The organism is Bacillus sp. FSL K6-1338, from assembly GCF_038006965.1.
GTDB classification, from domain to species: Bacteria; Bacillota; Bacilli; order Bacillales; family Bacillaceae_G; genus Bacillus_A; species Bacillus_A thuringiensis_S.
In genome coordinates, this window is the sequence record NZ_JBBOWI010000002.1 from 502008 (window position 1) to 524688 (window position 22681).

Here is a 22681-nt window from a genome sequence, read left to right on the forward strand (position 1 = left end):
ATTTCTCTTTTCGATACATGAAGTGTAACTTATATATAGTATGGCTCATATCGATTTCCCTAACATTTATCTAACAAGTTTGTAAGATTCAAAAGAAAAACCGATGAAAGGTATACCTTTCATCGGTTAACGAGATGCATATGGAAATATGATTCTAACTTTTGTCCCCTTACCTACCTCAGATTCTAGCTCAATCTTATGATTTAATTTTTCACATACTTCTTTAACAAGATATAATCCCATTCCCGTAGACTCTTTAAATTTCCTACCATTTTCTCCAGTATAGAATAGATTGAAAACACGTGGTAAATCAGCAGTAGGAATACCAACTCCATAATCTTTTACTTCTAAAATAATTGCTCGTCCTTTTGAATACGCCGATACAATTACTTTTTCTTTCTTACTTGATGAATATTTAATTGCATTTTCCAGTACTTGATTGAGTATAAATCGAAACCATTTCTTATCTGTTTCTACAATAAGATTCGGATCTACTTTTACCTCTGGATACACATAACTACGTATAAATAGACGTTTATTTTCATGAATAGCAGAATCAATCATTCCCAATAACTGCAATCTGTTCACTTGAAAATCTTGTTCAAATGTTTCTAAGCGAGCAACATATAAGACCATTTCTAGTCCTTTTTTGATTCTTTCTGTTTCTTCATTAATACTGTCAAATCGTGAGTCTTCTGCATCTTGTGTAATTAACTCAATAACAGAAATAGGTGTTTTCATTTGATGAACCCATTGATTCATAAAAGTCATTTGTTCTTGTTGTTTTCGTTCCCATTTTTTTAATTGGTTTTGATAATATTGATATTGAGATTGTAGTAATGTTTCTAAGGCCATTGATAATGGAGTCAAATCACTATCTTTTATTGACTCATTTAAAGTTTCCATTGGTGTTGATAGACGCTTGTAGAATGAACGATGACTATAATAACGATAGATTAAATAACCCATTAATAAAAAAACACCCAAAAATACAGAATATAATGCTGTCAATATATGTGGATAACCATCAAACCAATATATAAAAAGAATGATAAGCAATTGGGCAAATGTATAACAAATAAGTGGAATATGTTCTTGTAAAAATAATTTCATTATTCCTTTCCTTCCTTTTTCCAAGTAGCATGCAAACGATATCCAGCACCACGAACTGTCTCCAGTGCATTTTCAATACCTAAATCTTGCAGTTTCCTTCTAATTCTCCCTATATTTACACTCAATGTATTTTCGTCTATATATGAACTATCCCATAGTTGTTCTAAAATCACTTCACGTTTTACAAGGAGCGGAGACTTTGTTATTAATATTTCTAATAAAGTTGTTTCTTTTCTAGTAAGTAAAATTGTCTTATCATTTAGTTGAAGTTCCATTCTTTCTGGGAACAGGATTAACCCTGATTGCTCAACTATTCGTTCTTTTACTTTAGGAGCATATTCACCGTATGCTCTTCTGAGCTGGCTACGGATTTTAGACATAACAACTTCATAATAAAAAGGTTTCGTAATGTAATCATCACCACCATTTTCTAAAGCGATAACTTGATCCATCTCTCCACTCCTTGCAGATAGAAATAGAATTGGACAAGTAGAAATAGCCCGTATTTTACGACACCAATAATAACCGTCAAAATTAGGTAAATTCACATCTAATAGCACTATATCTGGTTTTATATCTTGAAATATATCTAAGACATTTTCGAAGTCCTCTATAATAACACTTTCATATCCATATTTTTTAATATGAGTTCCCAGTAATTCAGCAATTTTCATATCATCTTCTACAATCATGATTGTATTCATAACGTACTCTCCTTTAATTTAAGTGCAATTTCTAAAGTTCATTTGTTATTTAATATTTTACTTATGTAAAAAAGATGATATCTTACCTCTCCCCTTAAATGCAATAAGTATCCAATAAACCTTAATCTGTTGTTACTTAATTAATCATTTCAATAGGGATTGTTTCTATCTTTTTTCTTTACTTACGTAGACTCTTTTTAAAATACACAAAAAGACCGTCACAGTATTGTGACGGATAAACGGGAAAATATTAATAACTAATTACAATTTTATTTATTAATTTATAATAGTGATACCGCCACTTGATCATTTTCATGATTAGTTCGTTTTACTTTTAATACTGTCAGTTGCTTTTTTAAAAAGTTTCATTGCCTGTTCTGCTTTGTTATTTGCTTGTTCCAACTTACTATTATTTTGTTCTTCTAATGCTTCTGAAAGTAATCGCAGAGCATTCCAGTAATTATCCATTGCCTGTTTTATCTTTTCTTGTTCAACTTCTAACTCTTTAGGTGCCTCAAGGTATTTCATGTCTCTTACGTGTGTTTTTGCCATATCCAAACTCAGTTGGATTTCACTTTTCTTTGACTCATAATCCTTTACATCTGAATGTCCTATATCTTGTATCAGTCTGATAACTTCATCCATCATATTTGTATTTTCTACGATAGCTGCTTTGTATTTATCAACTTCTGAACCACTAACTTTTTCATTTAAATCATCCTGACGATGACCCTCTTTCGCATGTTTCTGGTTCTCTTCCTTTACCTCTTGCTCTATATCAGGGTATTTCTCGTTTATCCCCTTAAATACTGTCTCCCATTTAGAAACACCATCATCTATCCCAAACATACCGGTTTGTATGATTTCTTTTGCTTTATCCTTATTATATTCACCATCATACTTACGGTCCTCATACTGTCTAACTGCATCTTCTACTTTTATTAGGTGTTTTCTAATCTCTTCTACCCCTTCTTGTATTAAGAATTGGTAGTCTTCATACTTTTTAGGTGGCTTGATTTTTTCAAAACGGTTTATATCCAAACTAATGTGACTAATTAAAGAATCTATCTCACCTATGTAGACACTCTTTTCTGTAAATAATTCATCAGTTTTCTTTTCTAGTTTTTTTAAATGATACTGGAATTCTAAGTGCAGTTCAGTCAAACGATAAGGGTAATCTTTTTCAGATACTTTTACCTTCTTTTCACCTTCCGTGTCTGATACATTTGATTTACTTTCTTTACTACTTGATTCTTCTTCCTTACTTCCCTTTTCATACTCAATTCTAGACAATGCGTTTCTTAGTTGGTTTTCAATGTGCTCATCACTATAGTGCAATTTCTTTAGGTCAGATACCATTTTATCTGCATCATAATACTTATCTACTTTTCTATACTCTGACTGTGTAAGTCCATATGTATTTAATGTACAACCTACTAGCATGAAACTAACACTTAACCCTGCTAATGCAATACCTTTGAAGGATCTATTCATATTCATTTACCCCTTTATATTTTCGTATTCTTTCTCCATCCATAGACAGTCCATTATGAAAGTTTTCATTATAAGTATTGTTTGCTATTATTGTTTTACTTTCCTCACTATCTGTTTCAGCCCTAATTCTACTCATTTACCGTTTCAGTATTAGGCTTCAATTTGGATTAGCATTGCAAAAAAGGACATACCTATTCTTATAATCGTTGACTATATATATCCTTTTATTATTTTATAGTGAAATAAATAATGAATCAAAGTAATTTTGTGAAAATTATACAAAAAACCCTTAAATTATCGTTTGCTCAACAGTAGATAATCTAGGTAAAGAAAAAATACTAGAGAATATAGTAATGTAGTAGTCTTTAGTATCTTTTTATAGTATTTTAACGACTATGCAATACGGAGGGATAAAAAAAGGACCTCTTACGGAAAGATAAGAGGCCATCAAGAAGATAAAAATGTTGTATTTGAAACACGCGAGTTTCTACTTCACATTATAACATAATATATCTATATATTTAATATATAGATTAATACATTTTTTCAAACTAATAAGTTTACGATAAATACATTATGTAAATTAACGATTTTTGATCCTTTTGGATAAAAATGAACTTTGAAATTCATGTACTCATTCCAGATTCCACACAAGAGGAATGCAGAAAACGTACATGCAATGTGTATATTTGATTACAAGACGTGACATAGAAAGAAGGGTTTCTTCACTACACTGAAGGTGACTTTTAAATTTTCGCAATATTAGTATTATTAGAGATTATCATATATATTATTATAAATAATGTTATATTAGTAAATTTTGGTATTATTTTTTCCAGCTTGTAAACTATGATACTTGGAGGCGTTGTTGTGCGTAATAAATGGAAACTTGGACTAATGAGTACCCTTCTTTCCTGTACCACCTTTACATCTGTTGCATTCGCAGCAGAAAAACCAGTCGATCAACCCAAATGGGAGGAATGGTTAAACGGACATGCAAAAATATTAAATGAACCAACTTCCCAAACAAGAGAGGATTTATCATTTCTTAAAGAGGCCGTACAGGACAAGCGCATTGTTGTACTTGGTGAAAGTACGCATGGTGCAAAGGAAATCAATCAATCCAAAATACGTATGATTAAGTACTTACATGAAGAAATGGGATATGATGTGATTGCATTTGAAACAGGGCTTGGAGAAGCAGCAGCTGTTCAGCAAAATTTTGATAACTTAACCGCTACGGAAGCGATGAAACAATCTTTATACCCTGTATGGCAAACTGAGGAACTTGAACAATTATTTACCTATATGAAAGAACAAAAAGAAAAAGGGAAGCCACTCACATTAGCTGGTTTTGATATGAATTTGTTTTATAAATCTTCATTCCGCTCTTATGCAAAAGAATGGTTGCAAAAAGTAAATCCTGAAGTGGCGAGTGAATTTGATACAGCAGTGTCAGAGTTGATTGAACTGGATAGGTATTACAATAAAAATAAAACATATCCCTATGATCGATTTAAAATGGAAATACAACCCGTAATTAACAAGTTTGAAAAGGTTAGAATGTTTATTCAGAATCATAAATCTGAATTGATTCAAGTTGCACCACATCCTACGTATGATGTGAATTTGTTTGAGAAATCAATCAGTATACGGATTGATGCGATTAAAACGCATCTAGATGCTGATATGAAAGTCAGAGGTGGCATCTCCTCACCTAACCTGACAGACTATTCTTTTTATATCCGAGATCAAAAAATGGCACAAAATTTCGCATGGCTCACTGAAATGCAATATAAAAATAAAAAAATTATTGTGTGGGGGCATAATTATCATATTCGAAAACAAAATTCAAAAATGATATTAGACTTTACGAAGGTGCAGCAATACAATTATGTTGGCCCAAATATGATGGATTATCTTCCACAACGTATCAAAGACCAAATGTACACAATCGGTGTATTTGCGTATAGTGGAAGCAGTTGGGATGATGTTAATGAAAATGTTATTCCTGTACATAATGAACATGAAGAACAAAGCGTTGAAAAAATCATCAGCACTGTAGGAAGTCCCCATGTTTTCGTTAACTTAAAAGGAGAAAGTAACCGACCAGAAACTTCATGGATGTTTACTCCTACTGCAGCAAGTTATTGGGGAAATAAATTAAAAGAAGAAATCATGATTCCGACAGAACAATATGATGGCATTCTATGGTTAGAAAAGACGACTCCTTCTGTACTGAAGTAAAAAATAAGAGCCTCCGATAAATTAATGGGGGCTCTTTTCTATCCATATTCTTTTATTCAATTACCGGATAATTTGTTAAACAACATCGACTCCTCACATCTCCCATTATTCAAATTCAGGTTCCTTCTTATCTTAACAGTCATTATGTATACTGAAACCATACATTATACCAGTGCCGTACGTCTCACATGATTCGAATTTAGGTTCATTTGTCATTAACTTCACTTCCTATTCCATCTTATTATTCCTACCTGCTCTTTCCTCATCATTGTATATAGATTCTTCTGTACAAGAGAAAAAAGAGGCATTCTACACAAGTATGATACCTGCTATAGAATGCCTCTTTTTTCACAAATTTATCGTTTTTCGACAGAAGACTCTTTCCTCAAAAATGTGAGGGTGTGAAACACCAATTTTAGGTGGGAGATGAATGTCGGTTGGCATAAGCCAACATGTTTGCTATCATTTACTTGTACAGATTGCTCTTCGAAAACTGAAAATATGAGGTTGGTTACAGAAAAACGTTGCAACCGTAAAATCTTCAACTTTCTATCGCCCCATGCTTGTCGAAGTTGCGAAAACCAAGCTAAAGTAGGGAGTGTAGTGCGTCAACGTACAAGATACTTATATTCTCACCGTAGGGACTACGGGTAGATCCTACTAAGATAACCGGTGGATACATCGGTGTTCGCAGGAATCTCCCACTTTAAAAAGTCCGTAAGGACGTTAAGTGATGAGTAGTTCAATTGTTTCACTATGAAAATATGATAAAACTTATCCGTTTTCCCTTTTGTCCTACTTGCTAAATTCAGCGAGTAAAATATTTTTAAAAGGATCAGGGGTATCCGCTTTAAGGCTGTTCAAATTGACAGCCAATGTATGCTTGCCTCCAAGTGTGCCCCCAGCAAAAGTTAAAAAACCAGGAATGGTTCCTCCATGCCCCCATATCGATTCACCATTTGAAAGCTTCATTTTAAAAATTCCAAGCCCGGAATCGCCAAGTTCATCTACTCCTGTAGGGACTGTTGTAAGCATTTGCTTTAGTTGCTGTTCTTTTAGTAATTTCCCCCCAAGTAAGTAAGAAAAGAATTTGTTTAAATCATCAGCTGTTGAAATCATATCACCGGCAGAGCTCGCCATACTTGGATTATAATAAGTAACATCTTTTGGCTCACTTGCTCTGTCTAATTGGATATATCCACGGGCATGCTTGGTTCCTGGAATCACACTTGAATTCCCAGGTAAGAATGTATTCGATAATTCAAGTGGTTCAATAATACGTTTTTCAATCTCTTCCGCATAGCTGCTCCCAGTTATTTTTTCAATTAGGCCCCCTAGTAATACGTATCCTGTATTTGAATACGACCAGCTCTTCCCTGGAGCAAAATCTGGAGGCATGGATATTCCCATCTTTACTAATTCTTCAGCAGTATAGGATCTTTTTGTATCCATCATATTAAAATCCTTTGACCTTGTGTAATTAGCGATACCACTTGTGTGATTCAATAATTGCCGGATAGTAATCTGTTTATCATCATATCCATTTCCCTGAATGACACCAGGCAACCATTTTTCAATAGAATCGTCTAAATTCAAGCGGCTTTCTCCTGCTAATTGAAGTACAACTGTTGCAGTGAACGTTTTTGTCACGCTGCCAATTCGAAAACGAAAATCTGTTTTCATTGGTTTCTTAGTATTTAGATCTGCTACCCCAGCTGCATGACTCCATGTTTTTCCACCCTCAAAAGTTTTAACAAGTATCCCTGGATATCCAAGTTGCAATGTATCCCCCATTGCCTTTTTGACAGAATTATGATTCCTTTGACTGCTTTTTTGTAACGAATTTGATACATTTTGAATGGACTCCGCTTTTACAATTGAGGTTGGAGTTGTATATAGTAGGGAACCTCCAGTTATTAAAAGGGCTAAACCTGTACATGTAATTTGACGGTGCTTTTTCATCAAAATATTCCTCTCCCCTATTTATATCGTATAGATGTTTTTTGCTGTTTTTCAACTAATCACACAGCTTACATCTTACTCAAAGACAAAAGGGCGCTATTGAATTTGTAATCATTCTTATGCCTATTATTTCACAAACAAATTTTTGATCTGAAAATAGCCTATCCTTTTTTACATGTATGTTAACCTTTGTAATGTCTCTTTTCTTCCATACAAGTCTTATTAATCGATTTGTTTTTTCATATAAATTTACAGTATTTGTTCCTCCTCTCACTCTTCTATACATTTTAATCATACACAATGAAAATCTCTTTTTTCTTACCTCTTCCTTACAAATTCCTTACGTTCAAAATCACTTTTATAAAAACAAAGAAAATGGAATGAAATTCAAATGCATCTAAAATACAATAAAATTATATATATATATAAATGCATTTACATTTTTATATGACAGTGCTATCATATAATTAACCAAGAAGTATCCAACAAATTATTATTAATCACTACATTTTCTTTCAGAATAATTCAACTTATAAAAAGACACTATATTATACATAGTGTCTTTTTATATGCTCTAATATTAATTAAACATAAATGGGTTTATATACAATTGAACGCTTCACGCTCCTTGAGGAAGGAGCCTTATTGGCTAAAATGATAAATTTAATTGAAAATACGAGATACAAAAAACATCCTGCATGGTTGAACCATGCAGGATGTTTTTTAGTCTTTGTTTTTCATAATGTAAGAAACTAGACGAAGGATCTCAAGATATAACCATACTAATGTCATCATAAGTCCTACTGCGCTGTACCATTCCATATACTTTGGTGCCCCACTATGAACACCATTTTCAATTGAATCGAAATCCAGTAATAAATCTAATGCTGCAACAATAATTACAATCGTACTAATAATGATACTAATTGTCCCACCTTGATGAATATATGGAACAGTCAACCCTAAGATACCCAGTAAGAAAACAATAAAATACATAATAAGAATTCCAAGTGTTGCAACCGTTACAACTGCACGAAACTTTTTAGTTACTTTTACTACTCGAGTTGCGTATAACAAAAGCATGGCAAATAAAATTGAAATTGTTAGTAATACTGCAGTTAAAGCGATAGAATCTCCAAATCGCATTGTATAAAATGCTGAAATACTTCCTAATAAAATCCCTTGTAATACTGCGTAAATCGGTGCGCAAATTGGTGATATACGAGGAATGAATATAACTACAAATGCGACAATTAGAGTAACTATTACAATTCCAATTAATACAGGTATCTTCATTGTCCCTTGTGTCATTTGTACGTATGAATAGACAGACGCTGCAAAAAGTAGAATAAGTAAAATGAATGTTTTGCCTATCGTTCCCCTAATAGTCATCTTAGATGCATTTGTCTTTTCCTTATGAAATTTTTCTTTTTTTAAAATTGGATTGGTTGTTTTCATTGTTTCCTCCTAAATACATTCTACCTTTAAAGTGGAGCTTTATATTTCTAATTTTTTATCTATGATACGACCTGTAATAGCTGTTAGGACAATTATGAATAAGCAAGTAAAACATATATCTAAAATAGTGAAGTCTTCACTAGGATACAGTGAGGTGTCAATAAAACCATTTTTATCTATGAACCACGTACTCTTTATGGTGATTACATATTCTCCTAATTTACTTAAAAAATCCAATACTAATGTTTGTATGATTAAAAATAAAACAAAGAAAGTCATTGATAAAAATCTTTTACTCAATGATGACTTTATAGGAATGAGTTTTGTAATTACCATGATGAAATAACAGGAAATTAATATACTCATGAAATCGATTCCCCATAAAAAAACGGAAAGTATGTGATGAAAAACTCCATATGCATATAACTTATGAAATTCTTGTTGGTAGCCTTCAGATACTTTTTCTCCAAGGTTACTCTGAGAAAAATAGTATAGAAAAATTAAGCCTATTACTAATAAAAGAATAAACATTAATGTGAAAAAAAATAAATTTGCATATATATACTTTTTTCCTGAGATAGCTGTATAACGAATCATCGTATTTTTTAGCATTTTATTGAAAGAAGGCAAAGCTATTAAAAGTAGTAAAAATGCAGCGCCACCTATGATGAATATAAATATACCTAATGTTATATCCTTTGTAAGTTGATTTGTCACCTTTGATAATCCCACCATCTTAAATAAAAGAAGTAATGAAATAGTAATAAATCCAAGGTAAAATACAGCTATCCTTTTTCTATTACAGTTAAACAAATAACGAAAAAGTGGGTTCATTTCTCAAAAACCTCCTTAAATAACTCATGTACTGCTTTTCCATGGTGAAAACGAATTTCTTCTACATTTTCATGCAATACAACACTCCCGTCTTTTAAAAATATTACTTCATCAAATATATTTTCAATTTCCTCTATTAAATGAGTCGAAATAAGAATAGTACTATCTTCACGATAAAAGTTAAGAATTAAATCTACTATATGCTTTCTAGAAACAAGATCAATTCCACCTAATGGCTCGTCTAATACGTATACCCTTGCTTTTCTTGAAAAAGTTAATATTAGCTGTAATATCCCCGTTTTCCCTTTTGATAAGATGCTTATATTCTCCTCTAGCGGGATTTTAAAGTTAGCTATTAAATCTATTGCTTGTTGTAGATTAAAATCAGTATACATATCTCGATAGAACAACAAAGCATCTTTTACGGTCATCCATGTTTCAAAAACAGGACTATCGGGCATAAATGAAACGATTTTTTTCGTTTCTAACCCCACCTTTTTATCTTTAATTGTAATACTTCCTATAGAAGGAAAGCGTAAACCCGAAATCATTTTTAATAATGTCGTTTTCCCACTACCATTTTCACCAACAAGACCAATAATTTTCCCTTCTGATATTGTTAAACTTACATCTCGAATCACTGTTTTTAAATCATATCTTTTCGATAGATTTTCAATTTTCAATAATTCTTTCATTCATTTCCCTCCTTTTTCCTTTCCAAAGAAGAATGGAGTATTGAGAGAACCTCTTCTTCCATAAATCCTAAGTTATTCATTCCATTTATAAAATTATCAAGCAACTCTTTTGCCATTTCTTTGCGTAGCTCCGTAATTTTTTCTTCATCCATTGTTACAAATCTTCCTGTTCCTCTGCGTGTCTCAGCAATACCTTCCCGTTCTAGCTCTTGAAACGTACGTTGAATTGTATTTGGATTCACTTGTAATTCACCCGCTAATTCACGTACAGCAGGAATTTTTTTACCTGGCGCCAAACGTCCTGTTACAATTTCTTTTTTGATGTATTCCATTACCTGAACATAAATAGGAATATTAGGAGAAAACTCAGTTTTCATTTCTTTCCTCCTCTGTATTAGTGTACTAGACAAATAGTACACTAGTGTAAATTATATGTAAATAGTTATTTTGAAAACCATAACAAATGGAAGGGGATATATTTAGTGAATTCATGTAAAAACCCAAGTTTCAAAAACGACCATTTATCGTGCTTTATTTACTTCTATTCAAATAAAGAAAAATATTACGCAAACTCTGTTCTTAATAACGTACGGAATTCACGTTTTGTTGGTGCTACCTCATATATATCTATGCCCTCTTATTGCTGATTGATGGTAGGATTGCTGCTCCTACAAGCAGAATATCTGAAAGACACTCGTATACTAGTGTCTTTTCTTTATGTAAAAAATTATTTTTAAACAAAAACTCTTCATAAAGGAATATATGTTCTTATTAAATAAGAGCGAGTGTTCTTTTTTAATTAGGGAGGAATAACAGTGTATGACTATTCTATCTTACCGAATAGAATCCTCTTATGTGTGGATTTACGTAGCTTTTACGCTTCTGTAAGTTGCATCAAAATGGGGTAAGATCCTATGTATAAAAAATTGGCAGTAGTCGGTGATGTAAATAAAAATGGTTCAATCGTTCTATCCGCCACTCCCCCACTCCCCCATTACAAGCATTGAGTGTAAAGAAGATGGCCAGATTATACGAGATTCCTCGCAGAAAAGACATTCTTGTTGTAAATCTGATTATGGGAACATACATTAAATGCTCTAATTACATAACAAAGCTAGCTTTGCAGTACGTCCCTATTGAGGATTTAATATTCTATCGACGAATTCTTCATGGATATTACGGATAGTATTCATTTATTTGCTAAGAATCTCTATAAGTTTGCGTTGAAATTTAAACGTGAAATGATTAAGGAATAACACAAAGTAACCCGTCCAATCTTAACAATTGAAAAAAATAACGAATTGAAAACATGCTAGTATGTTCCTTATTGTCTGAAGAAGAAATAATGATTACCTATCATGAGGACGGTTATACACGCTCTAATTATATGACTGTTTTCAATATTGACTCGTCAAATAGTGCTGTCATATGTACCAATACTTTTTATATAAGTTAACACTACAATTTTCGAATATAATAGATTTGAGTGATCACGTTTGAATTGTTATTAAATAAAGGGCACCATTCTAATTAGAACGATGCCCTTTATTATTGTAAGCACTATTACCTATTGGGTTAATTTTTCGATTGTAGGCATAACAGCAATTGGTGGTAATGATGCAGTCCACCCAACTGCATATACGTTTAATTTTTCACCTAATGTGTAGTTTTCACTATCTGAAACAGGAACTCTTAAAATTTTGTTTTGGGAAACTAGATCCCACCAATCATGTTGATAAGTAAGTGCTTCATCTTTTGTAGAAGTAGCAGCAACCACTAAATAATTGTTATCTATTGAAATGACATATCCAGTAAAAGGTTCTTGTTCTTGGTTTTGAATAGAATGAACAGGAGTATTGTTTGCGGAAATCTTAGTAGAATCTGCAAAGGCTGGTGTTAATCCAAAAGTAAATCCACATCCTAATGTTAAAGCTGTTACCGTTGTTACTAATTTTTGTTTTTTGTTAAACATCATATATATCCCCCTTATATTTTATCCCTACACTATCCACATTCTATTTACATACATATAAAGCCTTTTAATATTAAGATATTTAACAAATCTGTCATATAAATTACATTAATGGTAATATTACCTATTAATAGGAGTTGTTTTATGTTATAATTCACTAGGTGAACTATTATTGTTCCATTCATCACTTGATGAATGTATGCCCTTCCTTAATTGTAAATATGTTTGATTTTGTTGGTGGAGAGGGAGATATCCCTCTTCTTTTTTTGTTTTTTTATGAATAAAAATTAACCATATCATTGTTATATTCATATAAAAAGGAGTCTCAGCAGATCGCTATCAAAATAAAGTTATGAAGTACCCCCATTATGAAAAGTTTATATCTTTGCAAATTTTATTTTTTCGCAGCTAAAAGACAAATAAAAAAGGTCCTTAACAATTTATTAAGGACTGCGGAATAAAACCGCGATTTGGGTTAAAACCCAATCAGTTTGTAGAAAATAAATTGCGTTTATGATAGCAATTGTATTCCCAAAAGCAATGTTTCAAGTGAATTTTAACATACCTGTAACTACATTGGTATCAATAAAATATGAATTGGATTACAGATAGTGGTTTCGAATATTAGAAAAAGTTTAAAAGTTAATTACTTTTCAGGAAGAAAAATCCTTAAGAGAAACTTGTAGAGATAAATTTTTAGGCGAAGTATCCATAGCGGATACTTTTTTCATTGTTGTATAAAATTTATATATTAAATGAGAGATTTATTAAATAGAAAACTAAAAAACTCTATAATCCCCACACATTAATTCATAACTAAAAATGTTTTAACAAATGATTGTTTAATTTTTCTACAACTGTTCTTTTCATCACATAGGTAAAATAAATTAATTATATTTAGTTGTAATATGAAATTCTTTTTCTTATAGTTAATTAACTTTTAATATATATCATTCTTAAAGAATGATATATTCTTCTCTATTTACCTATGCCTATATTTTTATAATTTATCATTTTAGCCAAGAAGACTCCTTCCTTAAGGAACGCGAAGTGAGGACGTGGAAGATTCATGTCAGTTGGCATAGACCAACCTGTTTGCTATCATTTACTTGTACAGATTGCTCTTCGAAAACTGAGGATATGAGGTTAGTTGCAGAAAAACGTTGCAACCGTAAAATCTTCAACGTTCTATTGCCCCACACTTACTGAAGTTGCGAAAACCAAGCTAAAGTAGGGAGTATGGTGAGTCATTCAATAGAATTGTTCCTTGTTTTAACAAATGAGTTTTTGTAAATAATATGTTTGTTAAAAAATTAATTAAGGGGGACTTGTATGCCACAGGATCGAAAAGCAGAAGTTCAAAAGGATGCATATGAAAGAAAAGAGATTATGCCAGATAATTCACAATCTCTACCGCGTCACATGCAAAAAGAGCTACCTCACGAATTTTCTGTAAATCCTCTGTTTGCCCGCGAAGGTGAATCCGTCGTTCCGCGCTTTCATATTCCTGATAAAGGTATGTTACCAGAAACAGCGTATCAAATCGTCCATGATGAAATTGCTCTTGATGGAAACGCCCGCCTGAATCTTGCAACATTCGTTAGCACATGGATGGAGCCTGCCGCAGAGCAATTATATGCAAAATCCTTCAACAAGAACATGATTGACAAGGACGAATATCCACAGACAGCTGAAATTGAGGAGCGGTGTGTCCGCATCTTAGCCAACCTCTGGCATTCGCCCAGCCCCCTTACGACTATGGGCGTTTCAACAACTGGATCGTCGGAAGCATGTATGCTCGGTGGACTTGCTTTAAAGCGACGCTGGCAAAATGCACGTAAAAACGAAGGGAAGCCAGTGGATCGTCCAAATATTGTGTTTAGTTCGGCTGTTCAGGTCGTTTGGGAAAAATTCGCGAATTATTGGGAGGTTGAACCACGCTATGTGAAGATTAGTCCAGAACATCCCCAATTGGATCCTCAGGGAGTCCTCGCAGCCGTGGATGAAAATACGATTGGTGTGGTACCGATTCTCGGTGAAACTTATACCGGTCTTTACGAACCGGTTGCCGCAATTGCGAAAGCGTTGGATGATTTACAGGCGAGGACGGGTCTTGACATTCCCATGCATGTGGATGCAGCTTCGGGAGGATTTATAGCACCGTTTCTTCAACCAGATTTAGTCTGGGATTTTCAATTACCGAGGGTGAAGTCCATCAATGTATCCGGACATAAATATGGATTAGTCTATCCTGGATTGGGTTGGATAATTTGGCGGGAAGCTGAAGATCTCCCTGAGGATCTAATCTTCCGTGTCTCCTATTTAGGCGGGAACATGCCGACCTTTGCCCTGAATTTCTCTCGTCCTGGTGCACAAGTGCTCCTACAATATTACAATTACCTGCGTTTAGGAAAAAGTGGGTACTATGATGTACAAAGGGCTTCCCAGAAAGTCGCTCTTTTTCTTAGCAAAGCCATTCAGAAGATGGAACCGTTCGAACTTTTGTCCGATGGTTCGGATATTCCGGTTTTCGCTTGGCGACTAAAAGAAGGTTACACATCAAATTGGAATCTTTATGATTTATCTCGACAATTGCGTGTGTTCGGCTGGCAAGTACCTGCCTACCCATTGCCTCCAGATATGGAAGCGGTGACGATTATGCGCGTTGTGGTTCGAAATGGATTTTCCATGGATCTTGCACATTTATTTTTGAGGAACCTCAAAAAGACCGTTTCCTTTCTGGATTCCCTTGACGGACCTATGCCACATGATACGAAATGTGATAATGGGTTTCACCACTAAATGAAAAAAGCCTAATTTCTTCATATTAAATTGAGAAGTTAGGCTTTTTAATATTGAAATTTCTTTAACGCTGTAAATCCGCATTTTCTTGACACTAACCTATGCCCATCAAGCTAAAACCCTGAAGTTTCATTAACAGATTTTTCTTCTTACTACCATACAGAAATTGTCCCTTATCTCTTGCTAGTACTTTTTCTATGCATAATATTATACACACGTTATAATAGTCACCTAATTACATATGAAGAGGTGCAAAAAATAAATAAGACAGAATTAGCAAAAGTAGTAGCAGAAAAAACGGAACTTATACAAAAGGATCCAGTTGCAGCAACACAAACTGTTTTAGATACAATAACAAATACGCTAGCAAATGGAGAAAAAGTACAAATTCTTGGTTTTGGTACATTTGAAGTACGTGAACAATCTGCACGTACAGGACATAACCCACAAACAGGTGAAGAAATGCAAATCGCCGCTTCAAAGGCATCTGCTTTTAAAGCTGGAAAAGAATTAAAAGAAGCAGTGAAATAATTATACATAATTAAAGGAGATTGATATTCATATAAGCCCTTTTTTTAATAGCCTTGTTGGGATATCGCCAGCATTTTGGAAAAAATCCATACTAAGAAAAAACTAGCTCCTACAAGAGAGGCTAGTTTACGTAAAATTCGTTAACGGTAGTCAATGTATCTATAAGTCTACAGTTATTCGTTTCTGAAATCGTATGTATCCTCAGGAATATTTAACATATGTCCGTTAATGATTACTGTATCATTGTCTTTCCATACAATCTTTGCCGTATCTTCTCGGTAATTCCAATACACATTCTTTGTCTTGAAATATTCACGATGATTAAATACTAACTCCCCCCTAACAGCAAAACTTGTTGTTGCTCCGCCATTTGTTATATAAGCTTTAAATGTATATGTTCCGTCAGGAGATTGTTTTTCAGCAATCTTTTCACCTGTAGGTAGTCGATCCATACTGAAGAATGCCCAATAAACTCCGTATACGAACAAACCAGCTATACAAAATAATATAATTAACACTTTTTGTTTCGTTTTCTTAATTTCTTTCTCTGTAAAATTCATGTTTTAGCTCCTATTAATGATTTTTATAGCAAACCACTTCTGTTTGGAGGTAAGGTCAATCTTTGTTTTGTTTTTCTAACAGTTGAATAACTCTATCTAATTTTTGCTCAACTTGATTTTGTTTCTTTTGATTACTGTTACGCTGAATTATACGTATAATTCCTCCAAATAGTGCACCAATGATTATTGCAATAATGATGCAAAAAATAGTCGTTTCTAAAGGCATTATTTAGAACCCCCTTTTTTCCTTATTGTACCATTTAGAAGAACTAATATGTTTTGTGATTTGATTTGTATATTGTATACAAGTTAAGTTAACATAACGTCCTATTATTGGTAACAAGAAAAAAGAAGGAACCCTACTCTCACAAGGGAAGCTCCTTTTCTGTTCTATCTTTCTATACAATTTTTTATACATCCCTATTAAAGTGCGGTTTTAGGTTTCTTGTTTGTTACTGAATCAGTCAAAAAACTGTATAAAATCGTGCATAATCTTAACGTGGAGGTTTTTCAAAATACTGGCGGTATTCTTTTGATCATGAAACAAAAAGTATCAATTGAAATATACACCTTAATACATGCAAACTTTCATATATCAAGATTAAAATTAGTGTTATACTAAGATTAATCAAGAAGCATCCAAGACTCTTTTATTAATCACTACATTTTACTTAAAGCGATATCAACAAGAAAAGACACTGTATAGTGTCTCTTCTTGTTGTTTCGCGCCTTTAAATAATAGTAAGAGGATATATATCTATTCCCTCTTATTGCTGATTGATATTAGAATTGCTGCTCCCACAAGCAGACTATCTGAAAGACACTCGTATACGAGTGTCTTTTCTTTATACAAAAAATTATTTTCAAACAAAAAACTCTTTATAAAAGAACGCAAGTTCGTATATAATAGGAACAAACGTTCTTTTTATTTAGGGAGGAATAACAGTGTATGACTATTCTATCTTACCGAATAGAATCATCTTATGTGTTGATTTACGTAGCTTTTACGCTTCAGTAAGTTGCATCAAAATGGGGTTAGATCCTATGTATACAAAATTGGCAGTAGTCGGTGATGTAAATAGAAACGGTTCAATCGTTCTAGCTGCCACTCCACCATTACAAGCATTGGGTGTAAAGAAGATGGCCAGATTATACGAGATTCCTTGCAGAAAAGACATTCTTGTTGTAAATCCGATTATGGGAACATACATTAAATGCTCTAATTACATAACAAAATTAGCTTTACAGTACGTTCCTATTGAGGATTTTCACCAATATTCTATCGACGAGTTCTTCATGGATATTACAGATAGTATTCATTTATTTGCTAACGATCCCCATGAGTTTTCGTTGAAATTTAAACGTGAAATATATGCGAAAACAAGAATCGAGTGCACAATAGGAATTGGTCCTAACCCTTTAATGAGCAAAGTAGCTTTAGATATTGAAGCAAAGAAGAATCAAAACGGTATTGCCTATTGGAAATATGAAGATGTCCCAACAAAATTATGGAGCATACGACCGCTCAATAAATTTTGGGGCATTTCGTACAAAACGGAAGAAAAGTTGAATCGAAAAGGAATACATTCTATAGGAGATTTAGCCAATTATCCTCTTAAATACTTAAAACAGAGCTTCGGTAAGATTGGAGAAGAATTACACTTACATAGCTACGGAATTGACTTTAGTCGCATTTCAGAAAAATATGTTCCTGCCACAACTTCTGTTGGGAAAAGCCAAATACTCATGCGCGATTACACAATAGAAGAATTTCCGATTATTCTACTGGAACATATTGAAGAAGTTTGTTATCGGCTTAGAAGACAAAATAAACTTGCTCAAACCGTTCATTTTTCAGTCGGTTATAGCAAAAGTTATACAGGCGGCATTAGAAAAACACATACTTTAGGCCGCCCAACAAATTTAACAATGGATATTTATCATATCTGTACATACTTTTTATATCAACAATATACAGGCGAACCCATTCGCAGCATAAACATCTCTCTAACGAACCTAATCCACGAAGGAGAGGAACAAATTTCTCTTTTTGATAACATAACGCAACGAGAACAAGAAGTGAAGTTAACGAAAGTAATGGATGAAATACGCACTAAGTTTGGGAAAAACAGTATTTTACGTGGGATTTCCTACACGAATAGTGCTACAGCTAGATATAGAAACACTCTAATAGGGGGACATAAATCATGAATAACGCTAATATGCCAAAAGGAAGAGGAATGGTAAAATGGCAACCGTTCGCCAGTATGCCAGAGCAGTTTGTTGTTATTCGTGAAATCATCAAGGAGAAAAGCAAGGTAACTCAGCCGATCTTAACAGATGAAGAAAAAGAACTAATTGAGAACATGTTGTTATGTTCCTTATTATCTGAAGAAGAAATACTAATTACATATTATGAAGATGGTTATGTGCTCTCTAGCTATATGACTGTTGTTGATATTGATCCATCAAATAGTGCTGTCATATGTACGGATGCTTTTTATAACAAGATGAAATTGCAATTTTATAATATAATAGATGTAAAATAGAAAGCATGTAAACGAACATGTTAGATTCTTATAAAGGGGGTTATAAAATGCAAGGGAATCAGATAAGAAAAAATACAGCAGGAGTAGTTATTCATAATGATATTAATAGCTATCCCTTTCTAAATATACCTATGATTATTAATGAGAAAGACGGAGTGATTTACGAGGTGTTAAGCGCTGGTTTTCAAGCGAATGATGCAGTAGCAATGATAACAACGGATGGTTTTGCTACAACCAGGGTAAATGCACCGATCGTAACAGCAAAAAACAATGATGGTAGCCTTCAAATATACCGCTTACCGTTAGAACTTGAATATTGGGTGATTTCTTGTATGCATGCTGCTTCAGAAGGAAAAAATCCATTCCCCTGTAAAGTCGCTTTTGGAATTATAGACACAAAATTTTTTGCGGAATTCAAATGAAAAGGTCTGTTTATTCAGCAGACCTCTCATCAATTATAGCTATATACCTTTTTGTTTGTATTCGATGTTATTAACGAAACTTAGGGAAGGTATATACGGTGCCCGTAGAATCGTAATGTCTTGATTTAACAGAGATACATATTGATTAATCAAAGTCATGCATTTGCATGGCTTTTTTGTTATTGATTCTGGTTTTACATTGTAGGGGTACGGAAACGATTCGAGGTATGAGGGGCCACTATGAAAGAAAGCCTAATTGATACAATAAAAACCGTAGAAATTAAATATTTCCACGGTTTTTATTTTCACCTAAGATCCTTTTAATTATTTTACAACAATATAGAACTTACCTGGCATTTCATTTTGTGCATCTTGAAATATTTTTAAAATTAAATCCGCATAAGGTCCTAACATTTTTTGAGTACTCTCGAAAAATTCCCATTCTATTGTTATAGGAAGACCTATAAATCCAGTTAAACAGTCCCACAAAGCATCTGCATTTTCCTGAAGCTACCCCTATAGGGGTTCAGCCGAGATACGTGTAAAAATGGGTCACAGCGATACAATATTTACCAAACGGTGGTTATTGAGGGCTTTTGTAGCATCACCCGAAGTCACTCTGGCTCCAGCATCGAAATAGGTTAGATTGCTAAAGGTACCTCTATTGTTTCTCGTAGACGAAGCATACACTTCTCAAACATGCCCTTGTTGCCAAAGAAGAAAGTGTGGACACGTAACTACGTTTGTGTGTGCGGCTACGAAGAACACTGGGACATTCACGGTGCCCGCAACATTTTGGTAAAAGAACTGTACGGAAAGATGTGTCATATCCCGGAAGAAACGAAGAGAAAGTATTTGTGGATTGCGTAAGCAAAAAGTAGTAGACGGTGTGGTCCCACCCTTCTGCATGTGCAGAAGTTGCTTAGTCAAATGAAGAAAAGGAGTCCCTGCATAGGTGCAGAGAGGAGATGGAAAATCCGCTTCTCATGGGACCTTGTCTTTGTTGATGCTAAGAAATCCCCACTTCAAGCGGAAGCGAGTAAGTGGGGGAGGTTCATAGTGAATTATTTTTGTACTTAAATTACTTAATCTCTAAAATCATTGCTAGATCGATTGCATAATTCGTGCGAGTTCTTTTTCTAAAGCAGCGGGCTCGTTTGCATAATTGTAAATCCCTAAAAACTTCTCTATAGCCTCTGGATGGGAACTGATTAGCTTGTTGACAGCATCCTGTTGTTCAGATATGCGTTCATTCTTCGAAATTTGGCATCCCATGTGAAACCGAACCATAAACTCATCTTCTATTGCCTTTTGATATTCTTCAGACATTTGATTTGATTGATCGGATTGTCCCTTATATTTTGATAGAATATTGGATAATATACGTGCTCCACATATAGCATCATGGATACCCTGCGCCATGCCAGGATCTTTAAAACAAACTGCATCTCCAACCAACGCCCATCCTTTTCCCATTCCTTTATACCAGTAATTATCATATCCCAGAATGCCTTTGACCGGTTCTACTAGTTCTGCATTTTTCAAGCGCGCCCCAATTGTTGTATTCGGAAAGTTATCTGTAAAGAAATTGCGTAGACAGCTTTCCGGATTTAATTTCAACCGTTCTATCAATTCCTTATTTTCTAATGGGAAAATGCCGACAATTACATATAAATCATCATTCGTCGGAAAGAGAATGGCTGTGTTATCTTTTATCTTGTATACTTCAAATTTAGGGACATTATCGTGGCGAAATCCAGAGAAATACCCGAAATAGATGCCGACTGTTGCCGGAATACTTATTTTGAGTTCACTTTTTACCAGCTTGCGAATAATAGAGGATCGGCCGTCTGCCCCGACTACCAGGCGAGCTAAAAATTCTTGTTTCTCGTTGTCGCCGTCTAAACCTTTCACGCCTATCACTGTTTCGTCATCACGGATGACATCCGTCACACGAAATCCTTCTAAAACAGTTACATTCATTTGGGATTTGGCTTGTTCAAGTAGAATATGATCGAGATAAGTTCTTCTAATACAATAACAACTTTCCTCTCCGTAAACCTCAGGGATGAGACCTTCTATCACGGTATCCTCAAATTGAAATTTAATATCCCGTACCGGCGGTGCTTTTGTTTCCAATAACTTGTCCAGGACACCGGTTTCTCGAAGAAGAGCGACAGTATTATTGAAAAAGGTATGGGTTGATAATGTGTCCCTTGGAAAATTCGCTCGGTCCACTAACAACACATGGAAACCTGCCTTAGCAAGATAAATTGCCAGGGTAGAGCCGGCACATCTAGCACCGGTAATGATGACATCATACGTCTTATTCATCGTATCACTCCATTTTCAAGTATAATTATTAACTTGCTTATCCATTAGTAGAGTTCTAAAGTTAATGCCCCTACGAGTTAAAGTAATGGGGAAAATTGATAAGAATGCACTACATACATAAAGTATGGAAGCTAAAACGAAATAAGTACAGAAAATTCTCACCTGCTATACAATTAAAAAGAATTTGTGGTAAAAATCGGAATGATAATTTAAGTATTAAATAAAGGTCCGTTTACTTGTCTCGTGAAGAGTTAATAGATGTATATTCACAAAAATGGTTGTTAAAACATCGACTCCAAACTCCTTGTATAAAATTATGGAAATCAAGTCCATTTGCTATGTTAAATGCGCTATAATTTTTGGGTAGTCGTCCTTATCATATGTTGAATGAATTATATCCAAATCGTTTTAAAGAGTGGGAATTAAAAAAAACGTCTACAGGATTCTGGACAAAAGAGAAGGGACTCCATTTAGCAGATGAGTTCAACATAAGATTCAATGTAGACTATTGATTATGTATCTTGTTTTTTATTAAATATCACGGTACGTGAAATTTTAAATATCTTTACTAAAAAAGCCCCTTGAAAGGAGCACTTATTTTACAAGATACTGTTCTATTTCTTTTATTAATAGTTCTGCACCTTCTGGGCTTAATGTGATCTTACCATTTGCTAATGCTATGTTACGATTTGACACTTCTCCTGTTAATACACAAACAGCACCAGGCTGATACTTCTGTAAAATGATGTCTTCCCCTTCTACAAAAATCTCTAATGGTGATTTTTCTTTAATCCCAAGCGTATTTCTAAGTTCCTTTGGAATTACTATACGCCCTAATTCATCCACTTTTCTAGTTACTCCGGTTGCTTTCATCCAGCATATTTCCCCATTTCATTATCAATTTGTAACCAAGTTATTCTTTACTATTGTAACAGGCTTTCACCATACACGAGAAACATAATGAATCAAAAACAGAGCATCATTATAAGAAATTCTTTAAACCC

General features: G+C 33.8%; 22 protein-coding genes and 3 pseudogenes. 10 read left to right on the forward strand and 15 right to left on the reverse strand.

The window, feature by feature from the left end; all coding sequences use genetic code 11:
- Positions 1-126: 126 nt before the first annotated feature.
- The 4 genes from NZ044_RS29215 to NZ044_RS29230 form a co-directional block, all read right to left on the reverse strand.
- A complete protein-coding gene (locus NZ044_RS29215; protein ID WP_098506576.1) occupies positions 127-1113 on the reverse strand; it encodes a sensor histidine kinase in 987 nt (328 codons plus the stop codon).
- Positions 1113-1817, reverse strand: a complete 705-nt coding sequence (locus NZ044_RS29220) for a response regulator transcription factor (protein WP_340950199.1) — start codon at positions 1815-1817, stop codon at positions 1113-1115. Before NZ044_RS29220 ends, NZ044_RS29215 begins: the two co-directional genes overlap by 1 nt.
- A 318-nt stretch (positions 1818-2135) precedes the next feature.
- Positions 2136-3317: a DUF7018 domain-containing (lipo)protein gene (locus NZ044_RS29225; RefSeq protein ID WP_098506578.1), complete on the reverse strand. Its 1182-nt coding sequence runs from the start codon at positions 3315-3317 to the stop codon at positions 2136-2138.
- Positions 3304-3447, reverse strand: coding sequence for a hypothetical protein (locus tag NZ044_RS29230; protein ID WP_002006283.1), 144 nt, complete (start codon positions 3445-3447; stop codon positions 3304-3306). Before NZ044_RS29230 ends, NZ044_RS29225 begins: the two co-directional genes overlap by 14 nt.
- A gap of 734 nt (positions 3448-4181) precedes the next feature.
- Here NZ044_RS29230 and NZ044_RS29235 point away from each other — a divergent pair.
- Positions 4182-5558 (forward strand): erythromycin esterase family protein, encoded by a 1377-nt coding sequence (locus NZ044_RS29235; protein WP_277514738.1) that lies wholly within the window; start codon positions 4182-4184, stop codon positions 5556-5558.
- Between the two features lie 795 nt (positions 5559-6353).
- On the opposite strand, the gene NZ044_RS29240 is transcribed toward NZ044_RS29235, so the two are convergent.
- The 5 genes from NZ044_RS29240 to NZ044_RS29260 all read right to left on the reverse strand — a co-directional run bounded on the left by NZ044_RS29240 (position 6354) and on the right by NZ044_RS29260 (position 10884).
- Positions 6354-7520 carry a serine hydrolase domain-containing protein gene (locus tag NZ044_RS29240; RefSeq protein ID WP_098506584.1) on the reverse strand — a complete coding sequence of 389 codons (1167 nt, stop codon included), beginning with the start codon at positions 7518-7520 and terminating at the stop codon, positions 6354-6356.
- 723 nt (positions 7521-8243) lie between these two features.
- Positions 8244-8978 carry a Bax inhibitor-1/YccA family protein gene (locus NZ044_RS29245; RefSeq protein WP_098506580.1) on the reverse strand — a complete coding sequence of 245 codons (735 nt, stop codon included), beginning with the start codon at positions 8976-8978 and terminating at the stop codon, positions 8244-8246.
- Between the two features lie 39 nt (positions 8979-9017).
- Entirely contained in the window at positions 9018-9812 is a 795-nt protein-coding gene (locus NZ044_RS29250; protein ID WP_070183932.1) for an ABC transporter permease, read from the reverse strand.
- A complete protein-coding gene (locus NZ044_RS29255; protein WP_000661366.1) occupies positions 9809-10507 on the reverse strand; it encodes an ABC transporter ATP-binding protein in 699 nt (232 codons plus the stop codon). Before NZ044_RS29255 ends, NZ044_RS29250 begins: the two co-directional genes overlap by 4 nt.
- Positions 10504-10884: a GntR family transcriptional regulator gene (locus NZ044_RS29260; protein WP_000845512.1), complete on the reverse strand. Its 381-nt coding sequence runs from the start codon at positions 10882-10884 to the stop codon at positions 10504-10506. The genes NZ044_RS29255 and NZ044_RS29260 overlap by 4 nt, the downstream gene beginning before the upstream one ends.
- Before the next feature lie 438 nt (positions 10885-11322).
- Between NZ044_RS29260 and NZ044_RS29265 the strand changes: the two are divergent.
- Both NZ044_RS29265 and NZ044_RS29270 read left to right on the forward strand, forming a co-directional pair.
- Positions 11323-11751, forward strand: a pseudogene (locus NZ044_RS29265) (Y-family DNA polymerase); the annotation flags it as partial.
- Positions 11749-12007 (forward strand): annotated as a pseudogene (locus tag NZ044_RS29270) (YolD-like family protein). The pseudogenes NZ044_RS29265 and NZ044_RS29270, both read left to right, overlap by 3 nt.
- Before the next feature lie 67 nt (positions 12008-12074).
- On the opposite strand, the gene NZ044_RS29275 reads toward NZ044_RS29270, so the two are convergent.
- Positions 12075-12479, reverse strand: coding sequence for a DUF3221 domain-containing protein (locus tag NZ044_RS29275; protein ID WP_061664494.1), 405 nt, complete (start codon positions 12477-12479; stop codon positions 12075-12077).
- Between the two features lie 1332 nt (positions 12480-13811).
- Between NZ044_RS29275 and NZ044_RS29280 the strand changes: the two genes are divergently transcribed.
- Both NZ044_RS29280 and NZ044_RS29285 read left to right on the forward strand, forming a co-directional pair.
- A complete protein-coding gene (locus NZ044_RS29280) occupies positions 13812-15281 on the forward strand; it encodes a glutamate decarboxylase (protein ID WP_098506581.1) in 1470 nt (489 codons plus the stop codon).
- A 258-nt stretch (positions 15282-15539) separates the two neighbouring features.
- On the forward strand, positions 15540-15812 hold the full coding sequence (locus tag NZ044_RS29285; protein WP_097892127.1) for an HU family DNA-binding protein: 273 nt from the start codon (positions 15540-15542) through the stop codon (positions 15810-15812).
- A 173-nt stretch (positions 15813-15985) separates the two neighbouring features.
- On the opposite strand, the gene NZ044_RS29290 is transcribed toward NZ044_RS29285, so the two are convergent.
- Both NZ044_RS29290 and NZ044_RS29295 read right to left on the reverse strand, forming a co-directional pair.
- Positions 15986-16372 carry a DUF5412 domain-containing protein gene (locus NZ044_RS29290; protein WP_097892111.1) on the reverse strand — a complete coding sequence of 129 codons (387 nt, stop codon included), beginning with the start codon at positions 16370-16372 and terminating at the stop codon, positions 15986-15988.
- 55 nt (positions 16373-16427) lie between these two features.
- On the reverse strand, positions 16428-16598 hold the full coding sequence (locus NZ044_RS29295; RefSeq protein ID WP_086423436.1) for a DUF4083 family protein: 171 nt from the start codon (positions 16596-16598) through the stop codon (positions 16428-16430).
- Positions 16599-17317: 719 nt separating this feature from the next.
- On the opposite strand from NZ044_RS29295, the gene NZ044_RS29300 reads away from it, so the two are divergent.
- The 3 genes from NZ044_RS29300 to NZ044_RS29310 are packed head-to-tail and all read left to right on the forward strand — an operon-like array spanning position 17318 to position 19343.
- Entirely contained in the window at positions 17318-18583 is a 1266-nt protein-coding gene (locus tag NZ044_RS29300) for a Y-family DNA polymerase (protein ID WP_340950202.1), read from the forward strand.
- Positions 18580-18921 carry a YolD-like family protein gene (locus tag NZ044_RS29305; protein ID WP_340950203.1) on the forward strand — a complete coding sequence of 114 codons (342 nt, stop codon included), beginning with the start codon at positions 18580-18582 and terminating at the stop codon, positions 18919-18921. The genes NZ044_RS29300 and NZ044_RS29305 overlap by 4 nt, the downstream gene beginning before the upstream one ends.
- A 47-nt stretch (positions 18922-18968) precedes the next feature.
- A complete protein-coding gene (locus NZ044_RS29310; protein ID WP_088060535.1) occupies positions 18969-19343 on the forward strand; it encodes a hypothetical protein in 375 nt (124 codons plus the stop codon).
- Between the two features lie 324 nt (positions 19344-19667).
- Here the strand turns inward: NZ044_RS29310 and NZ044_RS29315 are convergent.
- Positions 19668-19847: pseudogene (locus NZ044_RS29315) on the reverse strand (barstar family protein); the annotation flags it as partial.
- A gap of 160 nt (positions 19848-20007) precedes the next feature.
- On the opposite strand from NZ044_RS29315, the gene NZ044_RS29320 reads away from it, so the two are divergent.
- Positions 20008-20145 (forward strand): zinc ribbon domain-containing protein, encoded by a 138-nt coding sequence (locus NZ044_RS29320; protein WP_198284614.1) that lies wholly within the window; start codon positions 20008-20010, stop codon positions 20143-20145.
- A 302-nt stretch (positions 20146-20447) separates the two neighbouring features.
- Here the strand turns inward: NZ044_RS29320 and NZ044_RS29325 are convergent, their stop codons facing one another.
- Positions 20448-21677, reverse strand: a complete 1230-nt coding sequence (locus NZ044_RS29325; RefSeq protein ID WP_001044754.1) for an NAD(P)/FAD-dependent oxidoreductase — start codon at positions 21675-21677, stop codon at positions 20448-20450.
- Between the two features lie 380 nt (positions 21678-22057).
- Here NZ044_RS29325 and NZ044_RS29330 point away from each other — a divergent pair, with 380 nt between their 5' ends.
- A complete protein-coding gene (locus NZ044_RS29330; protein ID WP_254905693.1) occupies positions 22058-22189 on the forward strand; it encodes a hypothetical protein in 132 nt (43 codons plus the stop codon).
- 82 nt (positions 22190-22271) lie between these two features.
- On the opposite strand, the gene NZ044_RS29335 is transcribed toward NZ044_RS29330, so the two are convergent.
- Entirely contained in the window at positions 22272-22550 is a 279-nt protein-coding gene (locus tag NZ044_RS29335) for an AbrB/MazE/SpoVT family DNA-binding domain-containing protein (protein WP_000648342.1), read from the reverse strand.
- Positions 22551-22681: the final 131 nt, after the last annotated feature.

Bases quoted from the DNA above. Each gene is read 5' to 3' on its own strand.
- NZ044_RS29295 (WP_086423436.1), bottom strand. From the start codon at position 16,598: ATGCCTTTAGAAACGACTATTTTTTGCATCATTATTGCAATAATCATT.
- NZ044_RS29220 (WP_340950199.1), bottom strand. From the start codon at position 1,817: ATGAATACAATCATGATTGTAGAAGATGATATGAAAATTGCTGAATTA.
- NZ044_RS29230 (WP_002006283.1), bottom strand. From the start codon at position 3,447: ATGAGTAGAATTAGGGCTGAAACAGATAGTGAGGAAAGTAAAACAATA.
- NZ044_RS29290 (WP_097892111.1), bottom strand. From the start codon at position 16,372: ATGAATTTTACAGAGAAAGAAATTAAGAAAACGAAACAAAAAGTGTTA.
- NZ044_RS29280 (WP_098506581.1), top strand. From the start codon at position 13,812: ATGCCACAGGATCGAAAAGCAGAAGTTCAAAAGGATGCATATGAAAGA.
- NZ044_RS29275 (WP_061664494.1), bottom strand. From the start codon at position 12,479: ATGTTTAACAAAAAACAAAAATTAGTAACAACGGTAACAGCTTTAACA.
- NZ044_RS29255 (WP_000661366.1), bottom strand. From the start codon at position 10,507: ATGAAAGAATTATTGAAAATTGAAAATCTATCGAAAAGATATGATTTA.
- NZ044_RS29260 (WP_000845512.1), bottom strand. From the start codon at position 10,884: ATGAAAACTGAGTTTTCTCCTAATATTCCTATTTATGTTCAGGTAATG.
- NZ044_RS29225 (WP_098506578.1), bottom strand. From the start codon at position 3,317: ATGAATATGAATAGATCCTTCAAAGGTATTGCATTAGCAGGGTTAAGT.
- NZ044_RS29240 (WP_098506584.1), bottom strand. From the start codon at position 7,520: ATGAAAAAGCACCGTCAAATTACATGTACAGGTTTAGCCCTTTTAATA.
- NZ044_RS29245 (WP_098506580.1), bottom strand. From the start codon at position 8,978: ATGAAAACAACCAATCCAATTTTAAAAAAAGAAAAATTTCATAAGGAA.
- NZ044_RS29335 (WP_000648342.1), bottom strand. From the start codon at position 22,550: ATGAAAGCAACCGGAGTAACTAGAAAAGTGGATGAATTAGGGCGTATA.
- NZ044_RS29310 (WP_088060535.1), top strand. From the start codon at position 18,969: ATGCAAGGGAATCAGATAAGAAAAAATACAGCAGGAGTAGTTATTCAT.
- NZ044_RS29325 (WP_001044754.1), bottom strand. From the start codon at position 21,677: ATGAATAAGACGTATGATGTCATCATTACCGGTGCTAGATGTGCCGGC.
- NZ044_RS29330 (WP_254905693.1), top strand. From the start codon at position 22,058: ATGTTGAATGAATTATATCCAAATCGTTTTAAAGAGTGGGAATTAAAA.
- NZ044_RS29250 (WP_070183932.1), bottom strand. From the start codon at position 9,812: ATGAACCCACTTTTTCGTTATTTGTTTAACTGTAATAGAAAAAGGATA.
- NZ044_RS29215 (WP_098506576.1), bottom strand. From the start codon at position 1,113: ATGAAATTATTTTTACAAGAACATATTCCACTTATTTGTTATACATTT.
- NZ044_RS29305 (WP_340950203.1), top strand. From the start codon at position 18,580: ATGAATAACGCTAATATGCCAAAAGGAAGAGGAATGGTAAAATGGCAA.